This is a genomic window from Streptomyces sp. NBC_00286 (genome assembly GCF_036173125.1).
Classification (GTDB): Bacteria; Actinomycetota; Actinomycetes; order Streptomycetales; family Streptomycetaceae; genus Streptomyces.
Genome location: NZ_CP108054.1, coordinates 9,295,380 through 9,317,005, shown reverse-complemented (window position 1 = coordinate 9,317,005; position 21,626 = coordinate 9,295,380). Strand labels below are relative to the sequence as shown.

At 70.2% G+C, this 21,626-nt stretch carries 22 protein-coding genes; 13 read left to right on the top strand and 9 right to left on the bottom strand.

Annotated features, from left to right (window positions below; translation table 11 throughout):
- Positions 1 to 41 precede the first annotated feature (41 nt).
- Positions 42 to 350, top strand: a complete 309-nt coding sequence (locus OHT21_RS42000) for a DUF3040 domain-containing protein (RefSeq protein ID WP_328773490.1) — start codon at positions 42 to 44, stop codon at positions 348 to 350.
- A 57-nt stretch (positions 351 to 407) separates the two neighbouring features.
- On the opposite strand, the gene OHT21_RS41995 is transcribed toward OHT21_RS42000, so the two are convergent.
- Complete coding sequence (locus OHT21_RS41995; RefSeq protein ID WP_328773489.1) at positions 408 to 860, bottom strand: YbhB/YbcL family Raf kinase inhibitor-like protein; 453 nt, start codon at positions 858 to 860, stop codon at positions 408 to 410.
- A gap of 141 nt (positions 861 to 1,001) precedes the next feature.
- Between OHT21_RS41995 and OHT21_RS41990 the strand changes: the two genes are divergently transcribed.
- Entirely contained in the window at positions 1,002 to 2,405 is a 1,404-nt protein-coding gene (locus tag OHT21_RS41990; RefSeq protein ID WP_328773488.1) for a hypothetical protein, read from the top strand.
- Between the two features lie 16 nt (positions 2,406 to 2,421).
- Positions 2,422 to 3,207, top strand: a complete 786-nt coding sequence (locus OHT21_RS41985; protein WP_328773487.1) for an alpha/beta fold hydrolase — start codon at positions 2,422 to 2,424, stop codon at positions 3,205 to 3,207.
- A gap of 31 nt (positions 3,208 to 3,238) precedes the next feature.
- Here OHT21_RS41985 and OHT21_RS41980 read toward each other — a convergent pair whose 3' ends face one another.
- Together OHT21_RS41980 and OHT21_RS41975 are read right to left on the bottom strand one after the other, a co-directional pair.
- Positions 3,239 to 3,739: a hypothetical protein gene (locus OHT21_RS41980; protein ID WP_328773486.1), complete on the bottom strand. Its 501-nt coding sequence runs from the start codon at positions 3,737 to 3,739 to the stop codon at positions 3,239 to 3,241.
- Complete coding sequence (locus OHT21_RS41975) at positions 3,736 to 6,210, bottom strand: molybdopterin oxidoreductase family protein (protein WP_328773485.1); 2,475 nt, start codon at positions 6,208 to 6,210, stop codon at positions 3,736 to 3,738. Before OHT21_RS41975 ends, OHT21_RS41980 begins: the two co-directional genes overlap by 4 nt.
- Before the next feature lie 212 nt (positions 6,211 to 6,422).
- On the opposite strand from OHT21_RS41975, the gene OHT21_RS41970 reads away from it, so the two are divergent.
- Together OHT21_RS41970 and OHT21_RS41965 are read left to right on the top strand one after the other, a co-directional pair.
- Complete coding sequence (locus tag OHT21_RS41970; protein WP_328773484.1) at positions 6,423 to 6,827, top strand: DUF2267 domain-containing protein; 405 nt, start codon at positions 6,423 to 6,425, stop codon at positions 6,825 to 6,827.
- Positions 6,828 to 6,853: 26 nt separating this feature from the next.
- Complete coding sequence (locus OHT21_RS41965) at positions 6,854 to 7,054, top strand: hypothetical protein (RefSeq protein WP_328773483.1); 201 nt, start codon at positions 6,854 to 6,856, stop codon at positions 7,052 to 7,054.
- A gap of 187 nt (positions 7,055 to 7,241) precedes the next feature.
- Here OHT21_RS41965 and OHT21_RS41960 read toward each other — a convergent pair whose 3' ends face one another.
- Both OHT21_RS41960 and OHT21_RS41955 read right to left on the bottom strand, forming a co-directional pair.
- Positions 7,242 to 8,138: a glycosyltransferase family 2 protein gene (locus tag OHT21_RS41960; protein WP_328773482.1), complete on the bottom strand. Its 897-nt coding sequence runs from the start codon at positions 8,136 to 8,138 to the stop codon at positions 7,242 to 7,244.
- Entirely contained in the window at positions 8,128 to 9,006 is an 879-nt protein-coding gene (locus tag OHT21_RS41955) for a glycosyltransferase family 2 protein (protein WP_328773481.1), read from the bottom strand. Before OHT21_RS41955 ends, OHT21_RS41960 begins: the two co-directional genes overlap by 11 nt.
- Positions 9,007 to 9,177: 171 nt before the next feature.
- On the opposite strand from OHT21_RS41955, the gene OHT21_RS41950 reads away from it, so the two are divergent.
- A complete protein-coding gene (locus OHT21_RS41950; protein WP_328773480.1) occupies positions 9,178 to 9,414 on the top strand; it encodes a DUF6480 family protein in 237 nt (78 codons plus the stop codon).
- A gap of 111 nt (positions 9,415 to 9,525) precedes the next feature.
- On the opposite strand, the gene OHT21_RS41945 is transcribed toward OHT21_RS41950, so the two are convergent.
- Positions 9,526 to 9,780 carry a hypothetical protein gene (locus OHT21_RS41945; protein ID WP_328773479.1) on the bottom strand — a complete coding sequence of 85 codons (255 nt, stop codon included), beginning with the start codon at positions 9,778 to 9,780 and terminating at the stop codon, positions 9,526 to 9,528.
- 57 nt (positions 9,781 to 9,837) lie between these two features.
- Positions 9,838 to 10,728 (bottom strand): SDR family oxidoreductase, encoded by an 891-nt coding sequence (locus tag OHT21_RS41940; RefSeq protein WP_328773478.1) that lies wholly within the window; start codon positions 10,726 to 10,728, stop codon positions 9,838 to 9,840.
- 266 nt (positions 10,729 to 10,994) lie between these two features.
- Here OHT21_RS41940 and qcrB point away from each other — a divergent pair, with 266 nt between their 5' ends.
- Positions 10,995 to 12,521 carry a cytochrome bc1 complex cytochrome b subunit gene (gene qcrB / locus OHT21_RS41935; protein ID WP_328773477.1) on the top strand — a complete coding sequence of 509 codons (1,527 nt, stop codon included), beginning with the start codon at positions 10,995 to 10,997 and terminating at the stop codon, positions 12,519 to 12,521.
- Here the strand turns inward: qcrB and ctaF are convergent.
- Positions 12,464 to 12,925 (bottom strand): aa3-type cytochrome oxidase subunit IV, encoded by a 462-nt coding sequence (ctaF, locus tag OHT21_RS41930; RefSeq protein WP_328773476.1) that lies wholly within the window; start codon positions 12,923 to 12,925, stop codon positions 12,464 to 12,466. The two genes, qcrB and ctaF, sit on opposite strands and share 58 nt — an antisense overlap.
- Before the next feature lie 34 nt (positions 12,926 to 12,959).
- Positions 12,960 to 13,523 (bottom strand): hemerythrin domain-containing protein, encoded by a 564-nt coding sequence (locus tag OHT21_RS41925; RefSeq protein WP_328773475.1) that lies wholly within the window; start codon positions 13,521 to 13,523, stop codon positions 12,960 to 12,962.
- A 56-nt stretch (positions 13,524 to 13,579) separates the two neighbouring features.
- Between OHT21_RS41925 and ctaD the strand changes: the two genes are divergently transcribed.
- The 6 genes from ctaD (at position 13,580) to OHT21_RS41895 (ending at position 21,570) form a co-directional block, all read left to right on the top strand.
- Positions 13,580 to 15,259, top strand: coding sequence for an aa3-type cytochrome oxidase subunit I (gene ctaD / locus OHT21_RS41920; protein WP_328773474.1), 1,680 nt, complete (start codon positions 13,580 to 13,582; stop codon positions 15,257 to 15,259).
- Between the two features lie 260 nt (positions 15,260 to 15,519).
- Positions 15,520 to 16,269 carry an esterase/lipase family protein gene (locus OHT21_RS41915; RefSeq protein ID WP_328773473.1) on the top strand — a complete coding sequence of 250 codons (750 nt, stop codon included), beginning with the start codon at positions 15,520 to 15,522 and terminating at the stop codon, positions 16,267 to 16,269.
- Positions 16,270 to 16,384: 115 nt separating this feature from the next.
- Entirely contained in the window at positions 16,385 to 17,296 is a 912-nt protein-coding gene (locus tag OHT21_RS41910) for a GNAT family N-acetyltransferase (protein ID WP_328773472.1), read from the top strand.
- Positions 17,297 to 17,401: 105 nt separating this feature from the next.
- A complete protein-coding gene (locus OHT21_RS41905) occupies positions 17,402 to 18,604 on the top strand; it encodes a polysaccharide pyruvyl transferase family protein (protein ID WP_328773471.1) in 1,203 nt (400 codons plus the stop codon).
- 37 nt (positions 18,605 to 18,641) lie between these two features.
- Positions 18,642 to 20,093 (top strand): FAD-dependent oxidoreductase, encoded by a 1,452-nt coding sequence (locus OHT21_RS41900; protein WP_328773470.1) that lies wholly within the window; start codon positions 18,642 to 18,644, stop codon positions 20,091 to 20,093.
- A 244-nt stretch (positions 20,094 to 20,337) separates the two neighbouring features.
- Positions 20,338 to 21,570 carry a hypothetical protein gene (locus OHT21_RS41895; RefSeq protein ID WP_328773469.1) on the top strand — a complete coding sequence of 411 codons (1,233 nt, stop codon included), beginning with the start codon at positions 20,338 to 20,340 and terminating at the stop codon, positions 21,568 to 21,570.
- Positions 21,571 to 21,626 lie beyond the last annotated feature (56 nt).

Below are 21,626 nucleotides of genomic sequence, written 5' to 3'. Positions count from 1 at the left end.
CCCGTGGTCACCGAACACCGCCCGTCGTAGAGGGAACGAAGATGGCGACTGGCCGACTCCCCGATCATGAACAGCGCATTCTGGACGCGATGGAAGCGGATCTGCGACGCGACCGACGGCTGCGTCGCAGGCTGCGTACCGTACGGATCAAGCGGCGACTGAACCCGGCACGAGTCGCCGATTATCAACCTCGTGTGCCGACTGTCGCGCTCCTGTTGTCGCTGTCGGTGCTGCTGATGGTGCTGGGTATCCGGACCTCCGAGCCGGTCGTGATCTGGGCCTTCGCCGCGCTGTGGCCGCCGACGCTGTTCGGGGTCTTCCGTCTGTTGTGCCGGTGGACGGAGCCATGAGCGTGGCCCGGCCCCCGGGCCGGACCACGCGTCAGCGCCTGTAGAGCCCAACCCGAGTCAGCGCTGGTAGAGGCCGACCAGGGTGCCGCTGGCCAGTTGCTGCCGGTCGAGGACGTTGTGCACGTCCTCGGCGGTGGCTTCGTCCGGGATGGAGACGGGGCCCGGGAGGGCGTACACGCGGAAGAAGTAGCGGTGCGCCTTGTCGCCGACCGGGGGCTGTGGGCCGCCCCAGCCCGGTTCGCCGAAGCCGTTGATGTGCTGGTGGCCGCCCGGGGGCTTCTCGTCGGCGTCCAGGCCTTGGCTGCGGGGATCGATTCCCGTCACCAGCCAGTGGATGAAGGTCCCGGACGGTGCGTCCGGATCTTCGCAGACGAGAGCCAGCTCCACGGCCTCGTCGGGGACTCCGGACCAGGTCAGCGGCGGGGAGACGTTGTCGCCCAGCTTGGCGTAGCGGTCCGGGATCGTGGCGTGGTCAGTGAATGCGCTGCTTTTGAGTTCGATTCCAGCCATGCGCGCCGCAGTACCCGCGAGGAGCACGGCCACACCTGACGCGGCAGGCATGGTGGTGCGGCGTTAGCGGCGCCCCGCGCGGGGAACCCGGGATGCCACCCCCTCCGAACCGAGGAGGTCCCTGTGCGCAATCGTCGGCGGGTGAGCCGTACGCTCTGTGACTTCGACTCGTCGGTCGCGGCCGTCCGTGCGGTGAGCAGATTCATGCGCGGGCGCGACTTCCGCGCGCTGGGTGCGGGGCCCGCCTCCGCGCATCTCGCGGCACTCGCCTCGGCACTGCCCGCCGGAGCGCAGCGCAGGCTTTTCGTCACGGCGGGACGCTTCCAGAGTTCACGTGCGTCCCGGGTGCGCGGGCTCACCAGTGAGGACCTGGCCTCCTGGACCGCCGGGCAGTACGGCCCCGGCCCGTATCCCGCCGTTTTCATCGGCTCCGTCAGCGGTGCCGCCGTGCATCTCGCGGCCGCGATGGGTGCGCCGGTGCTGCCGCAGACCTATCTGGTTCCGGTACGGGCCCGGGTGGACCCCGACCGCCCGCGGAACGCGCTCACGGCAGGCATGGAACTCGGTCGCGCCATGGTGGCGGCCAACCCCGATCTCTCGCTGTGCCATATGCACGACCCGAGTCAGGACCGGGCCATGCTCGTGCGTTTCCTGTACTTCCGCTTCAAGCGGCTGCGGCTCGGGGCGGTGCTGGAGCGGTTCCTCGAGGAGCGGCTGGCTCCCGGCGCGACGATCTTCATCGTGGACTGCACGCTGACCTGGCCGGTCACCGTTCTCGGGGAGCGCCACAGCTTCCAGTTCGGCGCGCTGGGCGGCATGTCGCCGGACGAGTACGTATCCGGAAGCGACCGGGTCGCCGAGCATCTCGCGCAGCAGGGCTCGCCGGTACGCCGCTGGGACCCGTCGCCGGCTGACGAACGTCAGCCCGAGGCCGAGTGGGGCTACGACGACGCGCTCACCGAGGACATCTCCGAGGTGGCGGCCCGGCGCGGCTACCGGGTGCGGCGCATCACCCTGGAGGAACCGGAGCATCTGAGCCCGACGGTCGCGGAGCTGTACCGCTGGTGGCACCACCGCCGCGGACTGCCCGCCGAACGGCTGCTGGTCGAGACGTACGACCAATGGGAGCCGTACTGGACGCTGCGCCTGGGCGCCGTACCGTTCTGGCTGCAGTTCACCGCCGATTCCTCCCTCGACCTGCTGGAGCGCTACCTGCGCGGAGTGGAGCCGTACCGGCAAATCGGGGTCAATCTCTTCTCCAACGGTCTGCTCTCGGTCGGCCAGGCCCCGGTGGCCGAGTGGCGCAAGGTGGCCGAGCGGTACGCGGCCGAAAGCGGCGGCACCCTGGGCGTGGACGAGCGGGCCTTCCCGTGGGACTTCGGCGCCACGATGCGGCACCGGCCCGCGCTGGCGGCGCTGCCCGAGCGGTACCCGATGCCTCCCCCGCTGCGTGTCGACGAACTGGACGAGTTCCTCGGCCACTTCCCGGCCACCTCGGCCCCCTTCCCGCCACGAGTCGAGAGCCTGCGTCCGGCGAGCGGATGAGGAGGAACGACCGGCCATGAGCACACGCGAGCAGCACACCCCGGTGTTCCCCGAGCACACCGAAATCGCGTACCACGACGGCGAGTTCGGGCGGATGCGCAGTCGTACGGTCGGCCGCAGGCAGCCGTCGGTGCCCGAGGTCGTACTCGTCCAGGGCATGGGCGTATCCGACTATCTGCTGCCCGGCCTTGCGGCCTTCGGCGAGTGGACCCGGGCGCATCTGGTGGAACTGCCGGGATTCGCGGGCAGTGGGGATCCGCCGCATGAGATGGATGTACGGGAGTTCGGGAGCTGTGTCGCGGAGTGGCTGCGCGCGCGGGAGCTGGGGCCGGTGGTGCTCATCGGGCACTCCAGCGGTACTCAGGTCGCCGCTCGGGCCGCCGTGGATCACCCGGACGTCGTGGGCGTCGTACTGGCCAGTCCCACCGTCGACCCCATGGCCCGAAGCGTGCCGCGGCTGCTGCTCCGGTGGCGGCTGGACTCCCGCCACGAACCGTCCGGGCTCAGCGAGAACCATCGCCCGGAGTGGAAACGGGCCGGGGTGCGCAGGATGGTGCACATCGTCCTGGTGCACCGGGCCGACCGGCTGGAGGACTCCGTCGCCCGGCTGCGCGTTCCGCTGCTGGTGATCCGCGGCCGTGAGGACCGGATCAGTACGGCCCGCTGGGGCCGGGAGCTCGCGAGCCTGGTGCCGGACGGCCGGTATATCGAGGTGCCGGGGGCGCATACGTTTCCCTGGCTGGTTCCTGACGCGTGGTCCGCGCCCGTACGGGAGTTGGCGGCGGCGTCGGGGCGAGTCTGAGCCCCAGGGCCCTCAGCAGCGTGCGGAGCGCTCAGCTCGTCAGTACCTGGGGCGAGGTCTCCTTCAACTCGGCGTTCGCCCAGCGCAGTTGGCGCAAGGTGTCGGGATGGCATCGTTGTGCGAGGTCGAGCAGCTGGTCGTCCGCGGTGGCCTGGGCGGCCTGGGCGACGAGTTCCCAGTCGACGGAGACCGCCGACGCCTGCTGGCAGATCCTTCTCAGATCACGGAGCAGGAGCAGTCCCGCGTCGCCCCGGCGTCCCGCCTCGCCGCGGCGGCCGATGATCTCGCTGCCCTTCTCGCGCAGCCGGCCGACCGGTCCCGGCTCGTCGTCGGGTTCCGGGTCGAGGGTGACGTCGTAGCGCTCGGCGAGTTCGGCCAGCTCGCGGATGTGCCGGTGGGACCAGTCCGCGAGGTCGAGCGCGAGGTGGTGGATGTCGTGCGAGGTCTTGTGCCGTTCAGCGGTGTGCAGCAGTTCCCGGGCCAGCTCACGCTCCTCGCGATGCAGGTCCCGCAGCACCAGGCCGATCTTCATGTGTCACCTTCCGTCGGCGGCGTACCGCGTACGTCCTCATCTGATTCCGCGGCCGGGCCGCCCCGAGTCTCGGGCACGCCGGCGCCGAGCGGTGCGGAGGCGGCCGTCGTCGGAGCCGGGGCGGGGCTGCCGTCCTGCGCCCGAATGCGGCGCAGCCGGGCCGCGGCGGTCTTGTACAGGGGTTGCTTGGAGGCGGCGTCCCAGTCGGTGAGGGTCAGCTCGTTGGCGGCCCGGCCGTGGGCCTCGTCGGCTTCGGATCCCTCGTCGATGTCCCAGTAGCCGTAGTGGAACGGAAGGAACAGCACTCCGTCCCGGATGCCGCTGACCCGGGCCTTGGCACGCACCGAGCCGCGTGGCGTGGAGACCTCGACCAGGTCTCCCTCCATGACGCCCAACTCGCTCGCGTCACCGGTCGAGATCTCCACCCACATCTCGGGGGCCGCGGCCTGCAGTTGGGGGGCGCGGGCCGTCTTGGTGCGGGTGTGGAAGTGGTAGAGCGTGCGTCCGGTGGTGAGCAGGAAGGGGTGGTCACCGTCCGGTTGTTCATGCGGAGGGAGATATCCGGCCGACTTGATCACCGCCTTGCCGTACGGGTTCATCGCCCGGTACTCCGTGGGCTCCACGGGTGCTCCGGTGACCAGGTCCCGGCCATAGCTCTCGCAGTAGTCGGGGTCGCTCCAGAAGGCGCCGCCGGTGTAGAGGCGTTCGGTGCCGTCCGGGTGTTCCGCGTCGCACGGCCACTGGATGCCGCTGCCGCCGCGCAGTCTGTCGTAGCTCAGGCCGGTGTAGTCGCACGGTCGGCCACGGGAGCATTCCTTCCACGCCTCGAACGCCGACTCCGGATCGTGCCACTTCACCAGCGGGCCGCCGTCCTTGTCGCGCAAGTCCATGCGCCGGGCGTAGTCCAGGAAGATGTCCAGGTCGGGGCGCGCACGGCCGGGCGGGTCGACCGCCTTCTCGGAGAGGTGGACGGTGCGGTCGGCGTTGGTGAAGGTGCCCGTCTTCTCGGCCCATCCGGCTGCCGGCAGTACGACGTCGGCCAGCTCGGTGGTCTCCGTGGGGAACAGGTCCTGGACGATGAGGAAGAGGCGCTCCTGGGACAGTACGGAACGGATGCGGGACAGTTCCGGCAGGGACACCGCGGGGTTGGTGCCCGTGACCCACAGCATGCGCAGGGAACCCTGCTCCGCGTAGCGGAACATCTTCATGGCGTGGGTGGGCGGACCGTAATGCGGAATCCGCGACGGGTCGACGTTCCAGACCCGGCCGAGGTCGGCGACCTGTGCGTCGTCGGCCCAGTTGCGGAAGCCCGGAAGATCGCCGTCGGCGCCGCACTCGCGGGTGTTCTGGGCCGTGGGCTGGCCGTTCATCTGCAGCACTCCGCAGCCCGGGCGGCCGAGCATGCCGCGTACGAGGTGGAGGTTGTTCACCTGCACCGCGGCGGCCGTGGCCTGGTGGGACTGGTAGAAGCCCTGCAGCACCGTGGACACCAGCCGCTCGCAGGTGCCCAGCGCCCGGGCTGCCCGCCGGATCTCTTCGGCGGGCACGTCGCAGATCTCGGCGGCCCGTTCGGGCGGGTACTCCTTCACGCGGCGCTCCAGCTCGTCGAAGCCCACCGTGTGCCGGGTGATGTACTCCGCGTCCGTCCAGCCGTTGCCGATGATCTCGTGCAGCAGCCCGTTCATCAGCGCCACGTTGGTGCCCGGCCTGGGGGCCAGGTGCACCGCCGCGGCACGGGCCACCGGAGTCAGGCGGGGATCCACGCAGATCAGCGCGGGCGGTTCGGGTCCCGCGAGCCGGTCGAGGATGCGCATCCACAGCACGGGCTGCGTCTCCGCCACGTTGTGTCCGAACAGGGCGATGACGTCGGCGTGGTCGATGTCGGTGTACGAGCCGGGCTGTCCGTCGCAGGCGAAGGACTGCTTCAGTGCCTCGGCCGCCGTCGCCGTGCACAGCCGGGTGTTGCCGTCCAGGTGGTTGGTGCCAAGGCCGCCGTGGGCGATCAGGCTCAGGGTGTAGTACTCCTCCAGGAAGAGCTGCCCGGTGGTGTAGAAGCCGATCGCGCTCGGCCCCTGGTCCCGCAGGAGTTCCTTCGTACGGGCCACGATGTGGTCCATCGCGGTGTCCCAGTCCGTCTCCACCAGGCGGCCGCCCCGCCGCACCAACGGCCGTGTCAGCCGGTCCGGGGAGGCACCCGCCTGCCAGCCGTACAAGTCCTTGGGGTCCAGACGGCCGTGGTTCACCCGGTCCTCGGCACGGCCGCGCACTCCGACGATCCGCCCGTCCTTGACCGCGATGTCCAGCGCGTCTCCGTTGGAGTGCAGCACCGAGGCGGACCGTACCCATCGGTCGGGGTGCTCGGCGCCGTTGCCGTCGGCCAGGAAGGTGTCCACCCGCACCGGCCATTTCTCGCCTCGCGCGTAAGGCGTGCGGGTCCCCCACGGCTCAGCGATCCGGTCCAGTCGTCCCATGGGCCCGCCTCTTCCCTCCTGCCGCCCGGAGTCCGCGTCGAGTCCGCGTCGGTCATCTGGCGACGAGTGCCCTTCGTACGCCCGGCAAACCGCTGCGCGCGCTCGGCGCCCGGCGCCCGCCGACGGCATGCCGGGATACGCCCCTCTTCCCGTTTCGTGCCAAAGGCCGGGGTAACCCGTTCCGGGTGAACGGCAAGGAAGCGAGGTGAACCATGCAGCACGATGCCTTTATCGGTCAGGTTCAGGCCCGCGCCCGACTGGACAGCCGCGGTGCGGCCGAGAGGGTCACCCGGGCCAGCCTGGAAACCCTCGCCGAACGCGTTCCGGCATCGGTTGCGGAGAAGGCCGCGGCCCAGCTGCCGCAGGAGGTCGGCGAGCATCTGCGCCGGGTGGCGCACGCGCCGGGCGAGCCCTACACCGGCATCCGGATGGACCGGGAGCAGTTCTTCAGCCGGGTGGCGGAGCGTGCCGGAACCAGCTATCCGAAGGCCCTGCACGAAGCCCGCTGCGTGATCGAGGTCGCGACCGAGGCCACCGACGGTGCCCTGGCCACGCAGATCCGCCCCTCCCTCGACGACGACCTCGCCGAGGTCCTCTTCGCGGGCAGTACTGACTAGCCCGCAGTGTTCAGGAGGTGATCGACGTGCCCGAACCCGGGAGCAAGAAGTACGACACCCGGCGCGCGAGGCTGCGCAAAGACGCGGAGGCGGCCGGGACCCCCGACCAGCATGCCAACGAGGAAGCCAACGAGACGCTGCGGGAGGACCCGGACTGGCGCAGCCGCGGGCCCCGCACGGAACGCGGCCGTGGCCCCAAGGGCGAACGCCCGGAGAGCGCGGACTGAACCGCCCCATCCGGTGTGGCCGATCCGCTGACGAGGCGAAGCCTCACTTGAGACTCGAGACTCGAGGAAGCCTCACTCGAGACTCGAGCGTGAGGCTTCGCCTCGTCACTGGTCCAGCTTGTCCTCCACCGGCGGCTCCTCCATTTCCGCTTCCAAGCGCGGGCCCGTGATCCCGGCAATGCCCGGCTCAGCCCGTGTACTGGCGGGCCCTCGAGTGGCGCTGGGCGTGTTCCAGCAGTTTCAGCCGGGCCTCGACCTCCGGCGGTACGACGGTTCGCTCGCGCAGGACCCAGGGCAGTCCGGCGGCCGCCTCGCCGAAGGCCCGGAGAGAGGCGCGGTCCCGGGGGACGGTGCGGGCGAGATGCAGGGTGCGGCGCAGTGCGGCGGGGGCCGGGCGGCGTAGCCAGGTGAACCACAGGGTGTTGCGGATGCCGTGGGTGCGGCGTCGCGTGGGGTCCCGTACGGGCGACGGACGGTGATGGACCGTCAGCTCCTCGGCGTAGGCCAGCCACCAGCCGTCCGCCGCCAGGTCCGCGGCGAGCAGTTCCTCCTCGCCGCCCAGCCACAGCCGCGGACAGAAGCCGCCCGCGGCGCGGAACGCGTCGGTGCGCAGCACAGTGGCGGCGGCCAGGAAGGAGCCGAGGGCGGGGCCCGGCAGCCAACGAGGGCCGGGGATCGGCGAGTTGCGCAGTTCCTCGACGATCGGGTCCTCGGTGGCGCCCGGTTCGACGAGGATGCGGGCCGTGACGGCCGCGAGCCGGTCGCGGGGGTCCAGGAGGTCCGCGGCGCGGGACAGTGCTCCGGGCTCCCACCAGGAGTCGTCGTCGCAGAAGGCCACGTACGGCGTACGCACCTGTCGTACGGCCAGGTTGCGGCCTACGGCGCCGAGGTTGCGGCCCGGGCGCAGCAGCCGTACGCCGGGATGGTGGTGCGCGACGGCCTCGGCGGTGCCGTCCGTGGAGGCGTTGTCGGTGACGATCACCGGCGGGGCCTCGGGCAGCTCGGCGAGGTCGTCGAGGGTGCGCAGGAGTTCCTTGCGCCGGTTGTGGGTGATCACGACCACGGTCGTCCGGTCATCGCTCACGGGAGGCCTCCTCGACGCGGCGCACGTCCCGCTCGACGTGCGGGGGCAGCGGCCTGCGGGCGCCCAGCGCTGCGGGCAGCACCGCCAGCGCGGCGCGCAGGGCCCGCCGGGCCTCGGGGTCGCGGCGGGCCTCGACGGCCAGGTCCCGGGTGCGGCGCAGGGCGACGGGCGGCGGACGGCGCAGCCAGGCGGTGAGCAGCTCGTTGCGGCGTACGACGGCACGGCGGTGGGCCCGTGGCACCGGAGCCGGATCGTGGTGCGCGACCACCTCCGGGCAGTGGGCGACGCCCCAGCCGCGCGCGGCGAGGTCGTACGCGAGCAGGTTCTCCTCCGCGCCGAAGAACAACAGCCGGTGGTAGCCGCCGGCGTCGAGAAAGGCCGACCGGCGGGCGACAGCGGCGCAGCCGAGGAAGCCGAGTACCTGGGTGCCCGGCAGGTCGGCGGCCGGGCCCAGGGGCGAGGCGGCGAGGGAGTCGTTGAGCGGGTCGGGTGCGTCGTCGGGGCCGACCAGTGTGCGCGCGGAGAGCAGCCCGAGCCGCGGGTGGGCGCCCAGCAGCCTGGCCGCGGTGTCCAGGGCGCCCGGTTCCCACCAGGAGTCGTCGTCACTGAAGGCCACGTAGGGCGTGTCGAGGGCGCGTACGGCGTCGTTGCGGGCGAGGGCCCCGCGATTGACCGGCAGGGCGAGCACCCGTACCTCGGGGAACCGTTTGGCGATCATCGCGCGCGTGCCGTCACTCGACGCGTTGTCGGCCACGACCACGGGCGGCTTCTCCGGCAGGGCGAGCAGCCGGCGCAGGGTGACGGCGAGGGAGTCGGTCCGGTCGCGGGTGGCGATGACGACGCCCACGGGCCGGTCCATCCCTGTCATCGGGGGCTCCTTGCTCACTCGTACGTCCTGTGCCGTGTTGTGATGTCTTGTGCCGTCTGCGCGCTGTACGCGGTAGCCCGGTGTGCCCACCTCAAACCCCGGGCGACAAGTCGTCGTGAATCAGGAGGTTCTTCGCCGTTCGTCACCGGATGTGCGGGGAACTCGCGCAGCATGCAGCAGCACAGCAACCCAGACCCCGATCCGCTGCGGACTCCCGGCCTGGATCCCGGTGGCGGCGTTCCGCCCGGCGAGACGCCGCCCGCCGAGAGCAGTACGCCCGGTGCCGGACCGCAAGAGACCCACAACCCGCCGAGCGGCTGGGCCAAGGGCCCGCTGACCCTCATCCTGATTCTCGTGGTGCTGGTCGCCGCGGGCTTCCTGGCGTTCGCGATCGCGCTCGCCCTGTGAGGACGTACGACCCTGTGAGGACATACGACCCTGTGAGTACGTACGGTCCGTGAGTCTGCACAGGCCGTGAGCGCGTACGTTCCGTCGACCCGGCTTTCCTCAGCCGTGCCGTCAGTCGGGCTGTTCCTGTGGGCCGGTCTCCTCCTCGACCGGCTCGGCCGGTGACACCCTGGCTTCGTCGTCGCCACGCTGTCCCGAGCCCGCCTCGTCCGGCTCCGGATAGGCCTCGGGAGGCGCCTGACCGGCGGACTCGGCGGTCGGGAGGTCCACGATGGCCTCCTCCCGCTCGGCTTCCTCCGGGGGCGGGGGCAGATCCCGCGGCACCCCGGTCTCGGTGCCCGGCTTCTCGGACCGTTTCTCCTCCATGCCGACCGCTCCCTTCGTGGAGTGCGTCGAACGAGAGCAACAACTGCTGGGCGCGCCCTAGGGCAGGGGCGTGCCGCCCGTGGCGTTGAGGATCTCCGCTGTGATGAAGCTCGCTTCCTGGGAGGCGAGATAGACGTACGCCGGGGCCAGTTCGGCGGGCTGTGCCGGGCGCCCCAGCGGAGCCTGCTTGCCGAACTTCACCGTGTCGGGCAGCGTCGCGGGGATCAGCGGCGTCCACACCGGGCCCGGCGCGACCGCGTTGACGCGGATGCCTCGGTCCACGAGCATCTGGGCCAGTCCCTGGGTGAAGGTCACGATCGCGCCCTTGGTCGTCGCGTAGTCCAGCAGATGGGGACTGGGCTTGTAGGCCTGCACGGACGTGGAGTTGATGATGCTGCCGCCCTCCGGGATGTGCGGCAGGGCGAACTTCGTCAGCCAGAACATTCCGTACAGGTTGGTGCGCATGACCCGGTCGAACTGCTCGGTGGAGATCGCCTCGATGCCCTCCGGCTGCGACATCTGGTACGCCGCGTTGTTCACCAGGACGTCGATACGGCCGAACTCCCCGGCCGCCCGCTCGATCAGCGCCCGGCAGTTCTCCTCCTCGCGGATGTCGCAGGAGACGGCGACCGCCTTGCGGCCCGCGCCCTCCACGAGCCGGGACGTCTCGCCCGCCTCGTCCGCCTCCTGGTCGAGGTGGGTGAACAGCACATCGGCGCCCTCCCGGGCGAAGGCCAGGGCCACGGCCCGTCCGATGCCGGAATCTCCGCCGCTGATGACGGTCTTGCGGCCCTCCAGCCGGCCACTGCCGCGGTAGGACTCCTCGCCGTGGTCGGGCGGCGGGTCCATCGGTCCCGTCCAGCCCGGATGGGGCTGGTCCTGTTCCGGGAACTCGGGGCGAGGATGCTGCGTCACTGGATTCTGCTGCGCGTGCTGCGGATCGGTCACGTCGGCCTCCTGACCATTGCGGTGGGGTTGAATCCGGTCAGGCGGGCGAGTTCCCGTCTCGCCCCGGCCGAAAAGTCATGAGCGGGCGGGACGCGGAGTTCCGGGCCGTAGCGCCGCCGAGGCCGCGACGCAGGGGGTGAGCCTCGCACTCACGGGTACCCGAAGCGGCTCGTTTCTGCGGACGGCGGCAGGGCACCCGGTGCTGATGTTCACCAGGAGGAAGGCTCGCGCGGCTGCGGAGGGGCGCGGAGCGGACCACCGACGCGTTGGACGCGCGGCTGCCGGTGTCCGAGGGCGGCGGGCTGCTGCGCAAGGCGTTTCCCGACCACTGGTCGTTCCTGCTGGGCGAGCTCGCGCTGTACAGCTTCGTCGTTCTCCTGCTGACCGGGGTCTGGCTGACGCTGTTCTTCCAGCCGTCGATGAACGAGGTCGTGTACGAGGGCTCGTACCGGCCGCTCGACGGTGTGCGCATGTCGGAGGCATACGAGTCGACCCTGCGTATCAGCTTCGACGTACGCGGCGGACTCCTCATCCGGCAGCTGCACCACTGGGCGGCTCTGGTGTTCCTCGCGGCGATCGGCGTGCATCTGCTGCGGGTCTTCTTCACCGGCGCGTTCCGCAAGCCGCGCGAGGTGAACTGGATGATCGGCGTGACGCTGTTCCTGCTGGCACTCGCCGAGGGCTTCGCGGGCTACTCGCTGCCGGACGATCTGCTGTCCGGCACGGGGCTGCGGATCGCGCAGGGCATCATGCTGTCGATCCCGGTGGTGGGGACGTATCTGAGCATGTTCGCGTTCGGGGCGGAGTTCCCGGGCGAGGACATGATTCCGCGGCTGTACTCGCTGCACATCCTGCTGCTGCCGGGCCTTCTGCTCGCACTGGTCAGCCTGCATCTGATCTTGGTCTTCTACCTGAAGCACACGCACTGGGCGGGGCGCGGCCGGACCAACCGCAATGCTGTGGGCAAGCCCATGTTCCCGCAGTTCGTGGCGAGTTCGAGCGGCCTGTTCTTCAGCGTCTTCGGCGTACTGACGGTGCTGGCGGGCGTGGCGCAGATCAATCCGGTCTGGGTGTACGGGCCGTACCGCACGGACCATGTGTCGACCGGCTCGCAGCCCGACTGGTACGTGGGTTTCCTCGAGGGCTCGCTGAGACTTGTGCCACCGTGGGAGACGGCGGTCGCCGGGCACACGGTGATGTGGAACGTGCTGCTGCCCGCGGTGGTCCTCCCGATGGCCCTCTTCGCGGTGCTGTACGCGTATCCGTTCTTCGAGAAGTGGATCACCGGGGACGACCGGGAGCACCATCTGTGCGACCGGCCGCGGGACAAGCCCGTCCGTACGGGGCTCGGTGTCGCCGCGATCGTCTTCTACGGCGTACTGCTCGCGGCGGGCGGCAACGACGTCATCGCGCACACCTTCAAGATCTCGCTCAACACGCTGACGTGGGTGTTCCGGATCGCCCTCGTGGTGCTGCCGCCGCTCGCGTTCATGGTGACCAAGCGGGTCTGTCTGGCGCTGCGGGAGGCGGAGCTGAAGAGGCTCGCGGAGGGTGAGGAGACCGGCGAGGTGCGGCAGTCGGTGGAGGGCGGCTACGAGGAGAGCCACGCACCGCTGGACGCCGAGCGGCAGTACGTCCTGCGCACGCGCGAGCTGCCGCGGCCCCTGCCGCCGCCGGAGCACGACGGCGGCGTACCGCGGCTGCGCCGGCTGCGGGCCTCACTGAGCTCGTGGTACTACCGAGACCGGGTCGGGGGCGAACCGCCTTCCCGCAAGGGCGAGTTGGAGCCCTGACCGGCCCCTGGTCCGGGGCCGGGGCGTCCGGCGTACTGGAAAACCATCCCGAACACCCCGTGCGCGAGCACGCCGAGGCCGAGCAGGACCAGCCACAGCCCGTAGACCACGCCGAGGGCGACGATGACCGATCCCAGGGCCGTGGTGATGGGCCAGGGGCTGTGCGGCGGGAGGAACTCCAGGGGCCCGGCAGTCTCCACCACCTCGGCGTCGCCCCGGTCCTGGGCCCGGCGGCCGCGCCTGCGGTACTGGACACGCAGGAAGAACGCCACGAGTGCCGCCATCAGGAAGGCGATGCTCAGGGCGGCCGTGCCGGCGGGCTCCACGGAGAACCAGCCGTATCCGGCGGCGGTGACGGCGAAGAAGACCGCCACCCCGGTGAACAGACGTGCTTCGGTCCTCATCAGAAGGCGGTCCTCATCAGAAGGGCAGTCGTCATCAGAACGCGTGGCTCCAGCCCGACAGTACGGCCCGTACCCGGTCGACCAGTCCGGGCCCGGGAAACAGCAGCTTGCTCGTCGGCGGGACGCCGGGGACGGCCGGGTAGGGGCGCGTCGGAACGACGGACTTCACCCGGCGGATACGGCTGCCGAGATCGGTGAGCGTCGGCGCCGGCAGGGCGTCCTTCAGGCGCGGGAAGAGCAGATCCTCCTCTTCCCGGGTCTGCCGGCGGACCTCGATCAGCAACTGGTCGACGAGCTGGGCGAAGGTGACGGTGCCCGCTTCGGTGTCCTCCAGATTTCTCATCAACTGTTCCAGGCGGCCATGGTCTTCCATTCCCTTTTTCGCGAGATCGGCGCCGTCGACAATCCGATCGCTCAGGACCGGATAGACGAATTCCTCTTCGGCGACAAAATGCCGTACGAGCTCGATGGTGGCCCGGTCCGTATAGATCTTGCATATGTGATCGGCCTCGGGAAGCGCCTCGATCTGGCGGAATATGTCTTCCACGTGCCGATGGTCATCGGCCAGTTCCCTGATGGCGTCCGTCTCACCTGCCATGGTCGTCACCCTTTGTTTGTGCCCCGCTCGCGGGGGTACTGCCCGGGCTCATGGGCATGTCCACGAGGAAGACCGCTCGGCTCGATCCGTCGTCAGCAGCGCCTCAGTCACCGGGCCTGCGGCTGGGGCGTGCCCTGTACCGCTGGGCGACCACCACCGATCACAAGGTGATCGGCAATCTCTATATGGTCACCGCGTTCGGGTTCTTCCTGCTGGCCGGCGTCCTTGCGCTGCTGATGCGGGCCGAACTCGCCCGGCCCGGGCTGCAGTTGGTGAACGAGCACGAGTACAACCAGCTGTTCACCATTCACGGCACCATCATGATGCTGCTGTTCGCGACGCCGATGTTCGCGGGCTTCGCGAACGCCTTGATGCCGTTGCAGATCGGGGCACCGGACGTGGCCTTCCCTCGCCTCAACGCCCTGTCGTACTGGATGTATCTGTTCGGCGGGCTGATGGTGGTCTCCGGCTTTCTGGTGCCGGGTGGTGCGGCTTCGTTCGGCTGGTTCGCCTACGCACCGCTCAACAGCGCCGTGCGCTCGCCCGGATCCGGAGGTGATCTGTGGACCATGGGGCTGGTGGTCACAGGTGTGTCCACCACGCTCGGCGCGGTCAACTTCATCACCACCATACTGTGCCTGCGGGCGCCCGGCATGACGATGTTCCGGATGCCCATCTTCACCTGGAACATTCTCTTCACATCGATTCTGGTATTGCCCGCCTTCCCGGTGCTGACCGCGGCACTGCTCGCACTCGAGGCGGACCGAAAATTCGGTTCGCACATTTTCGACGCGGCCAATGGCGGCGCCATTCTGTGGCAGCACCTTTTCTGGTTCTTCGGCCATCCCGAGGTCTATATCGTGGCCTTGCCGTTCTTCGGCATCATCAGCGAGATCATTCCGGTGTTCAGCCGTAAACCCATCTTCGGATATATGTCGCTCATCGGGGCGACCGTCGCCATCACCATGCTGTCGTCGGTGGTGTGGGCGCACCATATGTTCGCCACCGGCGCCGTACTCCTGCCTTTCTTCTCGCTGATGTCCTTCCTCATCGCCGTACCGACCGGCATAAAATTCTTCGCCTGGACCGGCACCATGATCAAGGGATCGCTGTCCTTCGAGACACCCATGCTGTGGGCCCTGGGCTTCCTGGTGTCGTTCCTGCTCGGCGGGCTGAGCGGCGTACTCATCGCCTCGCCGCCGCTGGACTTCCATCTCACGGACTCGTACTTCATCGTGGCGCATCTGCATTACGTCCTGTTCGGCACCGTCGTGTTCGCGATGTTCGCGGGCTTCCATTTCTGGTGGCCGAAATTCACCGGGAAAATGCTCGACGAACGCCTCGGGAAGATCCATTTCTGGCTGCTGTTCATCGGCTTCCAGCTCACCTTCCTGGTGCAGCACTGGCTCGGCCAGCAGGGCATGCCCCGCCGGTACGCCGACTATCTGCCCGCGGACGGCTTCACCCTCCTCAACACGCTGTCCTCGGCCGGCGCGTTCCTGCTCGGCGTGTCCACGCTGCCCTTCCTCTACAACGTGTGGCGGACCGCGCGCTACGGGCGGCGCGTGACCGAGGACGATCCCTGGGGGTACGGCCGGTCACTGGAGTGGGCCACCTCGTGTCCGGCGCCGCGGCACAACTTCGTGGCGCTGCCCCGGATCCGTTCGCACTCCCCGGCCCTCGACCTGCATCACCCCGAATTCGCCCAGCAGGACAGCGACCGGCACGAGGCATAGAATTTCGCTCTGCCACCGGCAACACGGCTCCGCTCCATGGTCACCCGCCGTGCCCCGCACGTTTGAGACACGGCATCCGGGTACTTGAGAGGTTGAAGGAACAGAGTCGGCCGCCTGGGAAAACCCCGGAAAATCGGGGTTACGGGCCGCCGGTCGGTGTCGTCTCGGAGATGAGTACCACGAGCATTTCACTGAGGGGACCGCGATTTCCCGTTCCATGGTTGGTGACCCTACGAGGAGTCACTCTGGAGACGGGGTGGATGACCGTGCGGCTTGCGGGCCTGCCCCTGGATCTCGCTCTGTGGGGTGTGCGGCAGTTCGCCGGGCTGCTCGGCGCCGTCGACCGCCGGCTGCTGCCGGACGACGGTGCCAGTGAGGGCGAGCTCGGAGCGTCGGCCATGCCCGTGGTGTTCGTGCACGGGCTCGCCGACCGTCCGTCGATCTTCTCGAAGCTGCAGAATGGCCTGCGCGGCTGCGGCGCCGGGCCGTTCGTCACGGCGACGTACAGCGTGCTCAATCCGGATATCCGGGTCGCCGCCCGCATGCTGGGCGAGCAGGTCGAACGGGTCCGGAAGCAGTACGGCGACCGGCCCGTGTGCCTGGTCGGACACAGCATGGGCGGACTGATCGCACGCTACTACGTGCAGCGGCTGGGCGGGGACGTGCAGGTGCCGTTGGTGATCACACTGGCCACCCCCCACAGCGGTACGGCGATGGCGCTGTGGGCTCCCCCGCACCCCGTGCTGCGCCAGCTGCGCCCGGGCAGTTCGCTGCTGGCCGAGCTTACGGAGCCGTGTGCGGGCTGCCGCAGCCAGTTCGTCGCCTTCTACAGCAACCTGGACGAAGCGATCATCCCCAGCAGCCGGGGCCGTATCGACCACCCCGACCTGCGGGTGCGCAACGTGCTCGTGGACGGCGTCGGGCATCTGATGCTGCCCGTGCACGGGATGGTCATCCACGAGGTCCGTGAGGTGCTCACCGAGGCCATGGAGCTCCCGTTGGCCGGCTGAGAGCCGCCTGTTCGAAGCTCTGAAACCCGCCGCCCGCGACAGGGCGGGCAGCCTACGAGAGGCTGGAGTACACCCAGCGGAGGCCGGAAGCGATGCCGGAAGAAGACGACACACCATGCGCAAGGACGGTGACATCACCGCCGCGCCTGGTCGGCGCGGATGGCGGGTGCGCCCGTACCAGGCCGGGGACGAGTCGGCCGTACGGGAGTTGATCGACGCCGACCGGCTGCCCGGGCAGCCGCGCTGCGCGCCGGAGCTGCCGGACGCCGCGCTGCGGGGCTGCCCGTCCGCAGCGGGCTGGCAGGCACCGGCCCGGGCGCGCCTCAGCGTGCTCGCCGACGCCGAGGACCGGCCCCAGGGTGCCATCGCGTTTCTGTCCTGGCAGGACCTGCGCTCCGGGCTGATCCATCTCCTGCACGCCCACGAAGACATCCACGCCCTGCACGGCCTGGTCGCCCACGCCCTGAACGCGCTCGGCGAATGCCCGCGCATCGAGGCGTTCACCGCCGCCTCGCCGGGCACCCTGGGCCCCGGCGGCCTGCCCCGCGGGCACCGCGCGGCGACGCATGACGTACTGGTCGGCCTGGGCTTCAACGGTCGGCTGAGGGGCCACTATCTGCTCCGCCGGCTCGGCCCCGGTCATCCGACCAAGCTCGTGGCCGATGTGTACCCCTGCGAATATCCGCCGGGGCATCGGCTGGTCCTGCACAAGGCGGCCGAGCCGATCGCCGAGATCGTGGTGAGCACGGCACGCGACCGCACGGCGACCGTGTACTGGATCGAGACGGCGCCGGAGTACCGCCACCGTGGCCTGGCCGGCAAGCTGCTCGACCAGGCGCTGGCCTTGCTCACCGAGGAGGGCGCCACGCATGTCGTAGCCGCCGTCGGCACGACCTGGCGGGCGACCGGCACCACCGGCACCGCCCCCCGCCTCTTCCACGAGGCCGGCTTCGAAGTGGTCGACCAGCTGTGGGAGTACGACCGCTGGGGCGAGGCCGCACCGACGCCGCCCCCACACGGCAGGTGACCGGGGCGCTCAGCCATGCCGGTTCGTTTCCGGGGTGTTTGTCACCGGCCGGGCCGGGCAACCCGAGCCCGTATCGGCCGACTCCGACGCGACGGGAGCGCATGGATGACCCACGCTGCCCAGCGCCTGCCCGCGTCCTCCCGTACGTCGGCCCCGCGGATCGGCGTCCTCGGTTCGTACGGCGGCTTCAACATCGGCGACGAGTCCATCCTGGCCTGCGTACTGGGCTGCCTCAGGGCCCATCGCCCGCACGCCCGGATCGTCGTCTTCAGCCGCAACGCCGAGCACACCCGGAGCCATCACCGCGGGGCCGACGAGGTCGTGGACTGGGAGGGCGTGACCCAGCGGCAGCTGCTGGACGCGCTGTCCTGCCTGGACCTGCTGGTGCTGGGCGGCGGCGGAATCCTCTACGACGGAGAGGCGCGCCGGTATCTGCGGCTGGTCCGTGCGGCACAGGACCACGGGGTGCGCACCTTCGCCTACGCCGTCGGCGCGGGCCCGCTGCGGGAGCCCGACGACCGGGAGGCGGTGCGCACCGTACTGCCCGAGATGGACGACGTGGTCGTACGGGACGAGGAGTCCGGCCTGGTCCTCGACGAGGTCGGAGTGGAGCGCGAGCTCACGGTCACCGCCGACCCGGCGCTGCTGCTGTCCGCGGAGCCGTTCACCGGCCGGATGATGACGCACGAGGGCATTCCGGCCGGGAAACGCCTGGTCGGGATGTCGGTACGGGAACCGGGCCGGGCGGCCGAGAAGCTGGACGAGGGCGGCTATCACGCACTGCTCGCCGACGTGGCCGACTTCCTGGTCCACCGCCTGGACGCACATGTGGTGTTCATGCCGATGGAACGCCACGACGTGCGCCACGCCCATGCCGTGCTCTCGCACATGTCCGCACCGGACCAGGGCCGGATCATGAACGGCACCTACAGCCCCGGGCAGGTCCTCGGCTTCATGCGCCACCTCGATCTGGCCGTCGGCATGCGCCTGCACTTCCTGATCTTCGCGGCCCTCTCCGGGCTGCCGGTGCTGCCGCTCCCCTACTCGGGCAAGGTCTTCGACTTCGCGCGCCGGGTGGGCGCTCCTGCCCTGGTCGGGGTGGCACGGGAGCAGGCCGGGCTGCTGCTGGCGGAGGTGGACCGGCTCTGGGACGAGTATCCGCAGCGGCGCGAGGAGATGCAGTCGCGGGTCCGGGAGCTGTGCGGGCTCGCCCAGGAGACCTGCACCCGCTGCGGGGCCCTCCTGGACCAGATCGACGGCGGCTTGCCCACCGGCTCCGACATGGAGGACCTGAGTACGGGCGCCTGACGAGGCCGAAGAGGGGGAGGGAGGAAAGGAGCAAGCGATGCCGATCCTGGAGCCGCCCGACGAGTTCCGTACCGTCACGCTGCCGCCGCGGGACGCCGAGTACGCGGGCCGCACCGACGTCCTGGTGGTCGGCGGCGGCCCCGCCGGCTGCGGCGCCGCGCTCGCCGCGGCGGACGCGGGGGCCGAGGTCGTGCTCGTCGAGCGGTACGCGTTCCTCGGCGGCAACGCCACCGTGGCGCTCGTCATGCCCCTGATGTCGTTCCACAACGAGCACAAGCAGGCCGTGTTCACCGAGAACGGCGACGCCACCCGGCTGCTGCCCACCGACCACGGCGAGGGCGAGCCGGTGGTCGCCGGCGTCCTGTGGCGGCTCCTCGAGCGCCTGACCGCGAGCGGCGGCTGCGTACCGCCCACCGTGGAGACCGGCTACACCGTGCCCTTCGACCCCGAGGTCTTCAAGCTGGTCCTCCTCGAAATGCTCGACGAGGCTGGCGTACGGATGCTGTTCCACTCCTTCGCCTCCACCGCGCTGCCGCTCGACGACGGCTGGCGTGTGGTCTTCGAGACCAAGTCGGGTCCCGTGGTGATCGACGCGGGCGTGGTCGTCGACGGCACGGGTGACGGCGATGTCGCGGCGGCCTGCGGAGCCCCGTACGAGATCGGCCGCCCCGAGGACGGACTGGTGCAGCCGATGACGCTGATGTTCCGCGTCGTGGACTTCCTGCGACCGCGGTTCGCCGAGTACGTACGGGCCCACCCCGACCAGTGGCGCGGCGTGCACGGCCTGTGGGACCTGGTCCGGGAGGCCACGGAGGAGGGCGAGCTCCAACTGCCGCGCGAGGACGTGCTGTTCTTCGGCACCCCGCACCCCCGCGAGGTCAGCGTCAACAGCACCCGTGTCACCGCGGCGCTCGGCACCAGCGTCTGGGAGCTCAGCCGCGCCGAGTACACCGCCCGCCGCCAGCTGGCGCAGATCGACCACTTCCTGCGCACCCACGTGCCAGGCTTCGAGCACGCGTACGTGGCGCAGAGCGGCAGCCACATCGGGGTACGGGAGACCCGCCGCATCGTCGGCGACTACCAGCTGACCGGCAACGACATCCTCGAGGCCCGCGCCTTCCCGGACGCCGTCGCGCATGGCGCCTACCCGATCGACATCCACAACCCGGAGGGCACCGGCACGCTCCTCAAGCGGGTGCCCACGGGCCTCTTCTACGACATTCCGCTGCGCTGCCTGCTGCCCCAGGACATCGACCGGCTGCTGGTGGCGGGCCGCTGCATCTCCGGTACGCATGTGGCGCACTCCTCGTACCGGGTCATGCCCATCGCGATGGCCACCGGCCAGGCGGCGGGCGTCTGCGCGGCGCTGGCCTCCCGCCTCGGGCGCAGCCCGCGGGAGTTGCCGCATTCCCTCGTCCAGCGCGAACTGCTGCGCCAGGGCGCCCGGTTGCGGGACGGCGTCCCCAACAGCGCCTCTGTGGCTGGGTGACCGCAGACCCTTGACGTCACGTCAGGCCGTTGCCACACTCACCACCCGCGCAAGAAAGCGCTTGCTAGCGTACTTCCGGTCACGCGCCATCGCTCCCCGAGCCGAGTCGCCCCAGGTCATGCGCGCCCTGATCGTGAATCGATTCAATCGAATCGGTTTCGACGAGAGGGTGGCGGGCCGGGACGACAGGGCAGCGGGCGCGTCCACCCCCACAACATCCGCCCCCACCACAGGAGATGACGAGATGGGACGCAGAGCCGCACCTCGCCTCATCAGCAGAACCCTGGGCACTCGCAAGAAGCGGGCCGGCGCCACCGCCGCCTGCGCCACCGCCCTGCTCACCGGAGCCGCCGTACTCACGGCACCGGCCGACGCCGCCCAGGACGTGCAATCCGCACCTGAACCGGCCGCCGCCTCCCGGGCGGCGGCCTGCGGTGACGGCTCGTACCAGGCCGAGGCCGTGCTCAACGGCAGCACCTGGACCGCCCGCCGGGGCAGCAGCGTCGTCTACACCGGCACCGACATGCGCGCCGCGATGCAGGCCGCCGTCAACAGCCTTACGGCGGGCCGGACTTCGAAGGAACGGGTCGTCGTGCGCGGCTCCGGCTCCATCAGCGCCGGGTCCCGGGTCTCCCTGCCGAGCTACACCGTCCTCGACGTCTGCGGCACCATCAACGTCACCGGCTCGGGCTCCGGCGACCAGGCCCCGGTCTACGCACGCGGCGCCCGCGACATCGAGGTGCAGCACCTGAACCTGACCGGCGCCCCGCTGTACGGCATCTTCATGCGCAACGTACAGAACGTCGTCCTCGGCCAGATCGACATGCGCCTGTCGCGCGGCCTCGGCGTCCGCATCGACAACCGCGGCGACACCAGCCAGTGGACCAGGAACGTCCGGATCGACAACGTGTACGTGTCCGGGGCGAGCAGCCACGCCGTGGAGACGTACGGCGTCGACGGCTTCACCGTCGGCACCGTCACCGCCCGCAATGTCGGCGAGTCCGGGCTGCTGCTCAACCAGACCATCAACGCCTCCGTCACCAAGGTGGACGCGGACAACGCGGGCGCCGGCACCGGTTACGCGGCCTTCCGGATGGCCAACCGCAACGGCCGGGTCGGCAGCGGCTACCCGACGAACATCCGGGTGGGCGAGGTCATCGCGCGCGGTGGCGGACGCGGCGTCTTCTGCGTCTCGGAGAGCGGCGGAGCGGTCATCGACAAGGTGTCGATCTCCAACACGGGCAACAACTCGGTCCTGATCGAGAACTGCTACAACGTCAACATCGCCGCCCAGAGCGGCAGCGTCACCGGCGGCGGAGAGATCCGGCTCGCCGCGCGCTCCGACTTCCCGAACAACCGGGACATCACCATCCAGAACCTGACGGTGACCAACTCGGCGATCAGGGAAAGCCCCTGCGGCGAGAACACGACGTTCCGGAACAACCGGCTGGTGAACAGCAGCCAGAACATTTGCTGACCGTACTGGCAGAAGTTCGGTGCGATGCCGCGCCCCTTAAGGGGCGCGGGCCTGTG